The following is a 6,800-nucleotide window of genomic DNA, read 5'->3' on the forward strand; positions in this document are numbered from 1 at the left end:
TCTGGCAATTCTCAAAAAGAAATCGCCACTGGAAAAATAGAAAAAGGAGCGTGGGACAAAAATCACTTTGGATTTTTGTCCCACGCTCAAAAACTGATAAACGGCGGGAACAGAAGCAACCCCTTCGGAAATAAGCCGAAATTCTCCAAAAATTAAAGAACAATTTTCGGAAATTCCTTCTTATTTCTCGGAGTTAAACACTTCTGTCCCGACCTCCTTTGCATCTCATCTATACAGTTTGTAATTCTTTCGCTTCTGTCTTTGGTGCTTTTGGTGCCCGCACATTTAACGTAATTTTGCCTTTGCTAGCACCTAAGGTTACTTTATCCCCTAACTGAATTTGACCGGAAAGAAGGGCTTCACTTAAACGATCTTCCACTTCTTTTTGTAAGGCCCGACGAATTGGACGTGCGCCATATTCTGGATCAAACCCAACTTTACCAATAACTTCAATTGCAGCTGGTGTGATTTTCACTTTAACCTCTTGTTCGGCCATCCGTTTCACGACAGATTGACTCATAATTTTTACGATTTCATGAATTTCCTCTTGTTTCAAGGAATGGAAGACAACCGTTTCGTCAATTCGGTTTAAGAACTCTGGACGGAAAGCTTTTTTCAATTCTTCCATGATTCGTTTTTGCATTAATTCATGATTTTTAGAAATGTCTTTCACATTGAAGCCGACATGTTTTTCTTCACGAATCGCTGTTGCCCCTAAGTTGGAGGTCATGATTAAAATCGTGTTACGGAAATCGACTTTTCGTCCTTTGGCATCCGTTAAATGGCCATCATCTAAGACTTGTAATAAAATATTAAAGACATCTGGATGGGCTTTTTCTACTTCATCTAGCAAAATAACGGAATAAGGACGTTGACGAATTTTTTCAGTTAGTTGGCCGCCTTCTTCGTAGCCGACATAACCTGGAGGAGAACCGATTAAACGGCTAGTACTGTATTTTTCCATAAACTCAGACATATCCACGCGAATCAACGCTTCTTCGCTGCCAAACATCGCTTCGGCTAAGGCTTTGGCAAGTTCTGTTTTCCCAACCCCTGTTGGTCCTAAGAACATGAAGGAACCAATCGGTCTTGCTGGGTCTTTCAAGCCACTACGCGCACGACGGATAGCGCGTGAAACAGCTTCAACTGCTTCATTTTGGCCAACGACCCGTTGATGTAAAATGGTTTCTAATTCCATCAATCGTTCGCTTTCTTTCTTCTCTAGCTGCTGCAAAGGAACGCCTGTCCATTGTGAAACAACCCCAGCCACGTCTTCTTCTGTTACTTGCGTACTGTAACCAGACAGACTTTTTTCTTTCACTGCAATCAATTCTTCTAGTTTTTCCATCACTTGTTTTTCTTTTTGACGAATCCGAGCGGCACTTTCAAATGATTGGTTTTGAATGGCCTCTTCTTTTTCCGTAATTAAATGAGAAATTTCGGTACGCAATTCATTAATTTCTGAAGGTTGATCTGCCTTATCTAAACGAACTTTTGCTGCAGATTCGTCCATTAAATCAATTGCTTTATCTGGTAATTGGCGGTCATTTAAATAGCGAATCGATAATTGAACCGCCGCATGTAGAGCTTCATCTGTAATTTCTACGCCATGATGTTTTTCATAGCGTGAACGCAAGCCTTTTAGAATTTCTTCTGCTTCTTCTGGCGTTGGTTCTGCTACTTGAATACGGGCAAAACGACGTTCCAAAGCGGCATCTTTTTCAATATATTTTTGGTATTCATCCAGAGTTGTCGCACCAATTGTTTGCAACTCACCACGTGCTAAAGCAGGTTTTAAAATATTTGAAGCATCGATCGCCCCTTCTGCACCGCCAGCACCGATCAAGGTATGCAATTCGTCGATAAATAAAATGACTTGTCCATCTTGATAGATTTCATCGACAACTTTTTTCAAGCGATCTTCGAACTCACCTCGATATTTGGTTCCAGCAACCAAGGCACCCATGTCTAGCATCATTAAACGTTTGCCTTGCATATCTTCAGGGACTTCCCGGTTGACAATTTTCTGGGCTAAGCCTTCTGCTATCGCTGTTTTCCCAACGCCTGGTTCACCGACTAGGACAGGATTGTTTTTGGTACGGCGACTCAAAATTTGAATCAAGCGACGGACTTCGGTCCCGCGACCAACTACTGGATCCAAGCTTTGTTCTCGTGCTAACTTGGTTAAATCCCTCGCTAAAGAATCCAATGTTGGCGTCCCTTGTGGCGCATTTTTATTTTGACCATTCCGACGACGTTGTGCACCATTGGGTTCGGAAACGCCCATTTTTTTCAATAATAATTGACGCATTTTGGATAGACTTAATCCTAAATTCACTAAAATTCTAGACGCTAAAATTTCTTCGTCTCTTAACAAGCCTAATAATAAATGCTCGGTACCAATCTTTTGAGCCCCTAAGCGCTTCGCTTCATCTCCCGCATAGGCAAAGATTTGTTTGGCTCTTGGTGAATAAGGTAAGTATAAGTTGTTATTCCCCATTGGACTTTGCATGGTGCCATAGCCACTTAAATGCTCAATTTCTTCACGGATGTCTTCTGTGTCAGTATTCAATTGTCGTAATGTTTTTCCGGCAATCCCATTCGGTTCTAAAACGAGTGCTAATAATAAATGCTCAGAACCGACGGATTGATGACGAAAATACTTCGCTTCTTCTTGGGCAATCGCCAGTACGGCTTTCGCACTTTCTGTAAATAGTTCATCCATAGTTATTCCTCCTCATAGCTCAAGCGCTCTAAAAATGAACGCATTATTTGAGCTCTTAGAAAATCTTCGTGATTCCCCAGGCCATTCAATGTGCTTTTACTTAAAGCAGCTAGCATTAAATTGCCTTCCTTTTTCGTAATCACTTCTTCTTCATACAATGTTTGAATAAATGTTAGCGCATCTTTTTCTGTTAAGGTTGCGCCAATCAATTGATCCATTTGTTTTAGTAATTGATCGTTATCTGAAATTTGTACTTTGACAATGCGAATATAGCCGCCTCCACCACGTTTACTTTCAACTGCGTAGCCTCGTTGGATGGTAAAACGTGTATTAATTACATAGTTAATTTGTGAAGGAACGCAATTAAATAAATTAGCCATTTCCGCCCGACGGATTTCAATTTTATTACTTTCTTCTAAAATCTTTTTTAAATAAGCCTCGATTAAATCTGACGTATTTTGATTACTCATAGTCTTCCATCCTTCTTCTCTCTTGACTAATATTGACCATTATTATATCGAACTTTGCCTATTAAATAAAGAGGAACGCTTTGACTTTAATAAAAAAATGCAAAACAGGAGGAGCAACCTCAGTCAAACTGACTTAAGTTCCCCTCCTAAAAATGAAAATATGTTATTTAATCACAGAGGCTGAGACAAAAGTGTTTAGCTCCAAGAACCAAGTAGGTACTGTTCAACATCTATTTGCTTTGCAAATAGTGTTTCTCAGCAATAAGAAGGAATTTCCGAAAATTGTCATAAAACACAACGAGGTACGAGTTGATGTTGCATGATACCTACCTGGTGTTCTTTAATTTTTGGAGAATTTCGGCTTATTTCCGAAGGAGTTGCTTTTGTTCAGCTGATTATCTTAATGTCTCACAAAAGCGATTCTTCGCCATAGGCTTGATCCAAGGCTTGTTGAATATCTTCGATAATAGATGTTGGCTCTTCCAAACCAACGTACATGCGAATGTGCGCTGGCGACAAGCCTCTTTTCTGAACAGCCGCCAAGTTATTGCCTTTGAATACAGGCAAGGCCAAACTTTCAAAGCCACCCCAACTGACCCCAATTGTGACCAACGTCAATGCATTCACAAATGTTTTCAAACGTTCAAAATCGGTATCTTTTAAATCAATCGCAAACAATGAGCCATAACCTGTTAAATATTTTTCTGCTAACGCTTGTTGTTGTTGATTTCCTACAAAAGGATGATATAAGCGACTGATTCGCGGATCTTTTTGCAAAGCCGACAGTACCGTTTGGATGGCTTGAGACTGATGCGCCAACCGAACAGGCATGGTACGAATACCACGTAACGCTAACCAAGAATTGAAGGGACTATTGACTGCGCCTAATGCTTGATGACCATGTTCAAAAATTTGATCTACAAGCGCTGCTTTGCCAATGACAGCCCCTGCTACAATATCCGAATGACCACCAATATATTTGGAACAAGAATGAATCACCAGGTCCACATTATGGCATAAAGGATGCTGAAATAACGGTGACGCCCACGTGTTATCAATGACAGTGTATGCGCCGATTTTTTGTGCTAACGCAGTTATTTTTTCTAAATCTAGCAGTTCAAACTTTTGTGAGGACGGACTTTCAAAGTAAATGACTTTGGTGTTTTCCTGAACAAATTGAAAAAGTTCTTCTGTTTCTGTAACGTCTACTTTGGTCAAGGATACGCCAAATTTCTCTAAATATTGCACAAACGAAACAGATTCTCCATAAATTGTATTGACCATTAAAACATGATCGCCTTGTTGGAGCAACGTAAACAGCGTTGCCGAAATAGCGCCCATTCCTGAGGCAAAAACTTTACATTTTTCTCCACGTTCCAAACGAGCAATTTTTTTCTCTAAAATTTCTGTTGTGGGGTTGGTGCCACGTGTGTAAACATAATTATTTTTTTCATCTATACTCGCTGCCATAAATTCTTCGTAAGTTGGAAAATAAAAGGAAGAGGTTTGAACCAACTCGGGCACCATCGGATGATACATTTTTTCCATTCCTTTTTCCACTTCACAGCAAATATTTTCATCATTCTCAACATGCATTTCCTTCACTCCTCTTTCTCTACAATGTTTCTGGTACTTCATGGGCTTCTTCTTTTTGATATTGTCGATCTAAGGCTTTTACAAATGGATAATAAATAACGACACTAGCCGCAACAGCTAAAACTTGCGTCACTGCACCTTGCCATTTTCCCACTAAAAAACCCGAAAACAGAAAGGGCGTAGCCCATGGTGCTTGAATGTTTGTAAACATTGACATGAACCCAATTTTCATTGACAGAAAGGCAATCAAGACAGATACAATCGGCGCGACCGCAATCGGAATCAATAATAAAGGGTTAAAAATAACTGGGAGTCCAAAAATCAAGGGTTCATTAATGTTGAAAAATGCTGGAACAAACGAAATTTTCGACATGGCTTTCATTCTAGACGAATGTCCGACGATGGCCATTGCAATAGCCAAGCCAATCGTACAACCAGCGCCTCCAATTGTAGCAAATTGATCGAGCATTTGGACCGTGCCAAAGTTTCCATTTTGAGCAGTTAATTGTCCTAATTCCGCTAAGCTTTGGTTTTTGTCTGCATTCGCATATAAAATAGGATATAGCATGGAATTGATGACAGTTGGATGAATCCCAAACCACCAGAACAATCCATTTAAGCCAGCCACAATAATAATTGCAAAAGGGGTTCCGATTAAACCTTGCAGTGGCGCTTGAATCACCGCATAAATTAATTGCGGGAAGGAATCCGCAAACGAAAGCCCAATCCCATTAATCAATAAAGCCACCGCTACCACAAAAATCCCAGGAATCAATGCACTAAAAGCTTGGCTCACCATAGAAGGCACGCTGTCAGGCATTTTGATGACTAATTTTTTCTTAATACAGAAACGAGTCAACTCAACCGAAAGAATTGACATAATAATGGCCGTAATCACCCCTTGCGTTCCTAACCAATCAAACGATAAAACTTTCGTCACAACTTCGCCTGATTCAGTGGTCACCGTTTTCGGTAAAACGACTACGTAAGCAACAATTCCTAAAATTAATGAAGTTAAACGGTCCATTTCGTAACTTTCCGCCAATTTATAGGACATCGTCCCAGCAAAAATAATTCCCATCATATTGAAAGTTGCTCGATAAGCTGGTGAAATCATATCCGCCCAACCTGCACCGAAAATTCCAGCCATAAAATCGCCATACCCTGCTACTGGAAAATCTGTAATCAACATAAAAATCGACCCAATAATTGTTAACGGCATAATTGCAAAAAAACCATTTCTTAAGGCTTGAAAATAACGTAAACTTGTAATCCTTGAAACTTTAGGCACTACGGTTTGCTCCACCCAGTTTGTTAACTTATCCATTTCACTTCTCTCCTTAATCCTTTGTGATATCCTCATCATAAAGAAACCGATTTCTGATGTAAATACGACTAACTGATTCTGTAACTATGTTTCATAATTCATACGCTTAAGGTATACTGAAAGCGAAACAAAGTACCACAGAGAGGTGAACCCATTGAATCTAATCGAATGTTTAGAACAAAAAGAACGCTATACATATAACGAAGGGCTAATTATTGATTTTATTTTATCTCATACTGAACGAGTCCTGCATATGTCGATTTATGAACTAGCAGAAGCCACCAACTCTTCAACTTCCACGATTGTTCGTTTGTGTAAAAAAACAGAAACTAGCGGTTTCAAAGAATTTAAAATCCGCTTGTCCCGCGACTTAGAAATTCACTACCAAGCAATCCGGAATGTTGATGCGAATATGCCTTTTTTAGCGCAAGATTCTGATTTACTAATTGCCAAGAAAATTGCGCAGTTAACGACTGAAACTGTTCAATCCACTCAACAGTTATTAACCGAGGCCATGTTAAATAAAAGCATTGATTTACTTTTAACCGCTGAAAATATTTTAGCTGTGGGTGTCAGTAACTCCTACATTCGCTTAACGGATTTTCAAACAAAGTTATTACGCATTCAGCTATTTATCCATTTAATCCCTTATCAAGCTGAACAATTTTATTTAGCCATCAAT

5 protein-coding genes (1 of these 5 cut by a window edge) are annotated in these 6,800 nt (G+C 39.5%); 1 reads left to right on the forward strand and 4 read right to left on the reverse strand.

Annotated elements, in window-relative coordinates; translation table 11 throughout:
- Positions 1–229: 229 nt before the first annotated feature.
- From IGM13_RS13245 to IGM13_RS13260, 4 genes are all read right to left on the reverse strand, one after another.
- The gene (locus tag IGM13_RS13245) at positions 230–2,725 is read right to left on the reverse strand and encodes an ATP-dependent Clp protease ATP-binding subunit (RefSeq protein ID WP_002419939.1); all 2,496 of its coding nucleotides are present in this window, start codon (positions 2,723–2,725) and stop codon (positions 230–232) included.
- A gap of 2 nt (positions 2,726–2,727) precedes the next feature.
- Entirely contained in the window at positions 2,728–3,195 is a 468-nt protein-coding gene (locus tag IGM13_RS13250) for a CtsR family transcriptional regulator (protein ID WP_002354715.1), read from the reverse strand.
- Positions 3,196–3,603: 408 nt separating this feature from the next.
- Positions 3,604–4,833 carry an aminotransferase class I/II-fold pyridoxal phosphate-dependent enzyme gene (locus IGM13_RS13255; protein WP_002419943.1) on the reverse strand — a complete coding sequence of 410 codons (1,230 nt, stop codon included), beginning with the start codon at positions 4,831–4,833 and terminating at the stop codon, positions 3,604–3,606.
- Positions 4,811–6,118: a PTS sugar transporter subunit IIC gene (locus tag IGM13_RS13260; RefSeq protein WP_033591639.1), complete on the reverse strand. Its 1,308-nt coding sequence runs from the start codon at positions 6,116–6,118 to the stop codon at positions 4,811–4,813. The genes IGM13_RS13255 and IGM13_RS13260 overlap by 23 nt, the downstream gene beginning before the upstream one ends.
- Positions 6,119–6,263: 145 nt before the next feature.
- On the opposite strand from IGM13_RS13260, the gene IGM13_RS13265 reads away from it, so the two are divergent.
- Positions 6,264–6,800: the 5' portion of a MurR/RpiR family transcriptional regulator gene (locus tag IGM13_RS13265; protein WP_002354705.1), read on the forward strand. 321 nt of this gene lie beyond the right edge of the window; 537 of the gene's 858 nt are visible here — the first part of the coding sequence; the start codon lies at positions 6,264–6,266; its stop codon lies off the right edge, out of view.

The organism is Enterococcus sp. DIV0561 (genome assembly GCF_050539875.1).
Classification (GTDB): Bacteria; Bacillota; Bacilli; order Lactobacillales; family Enterococcaceae; genus Enterococcus; species Enterococcus faecalis.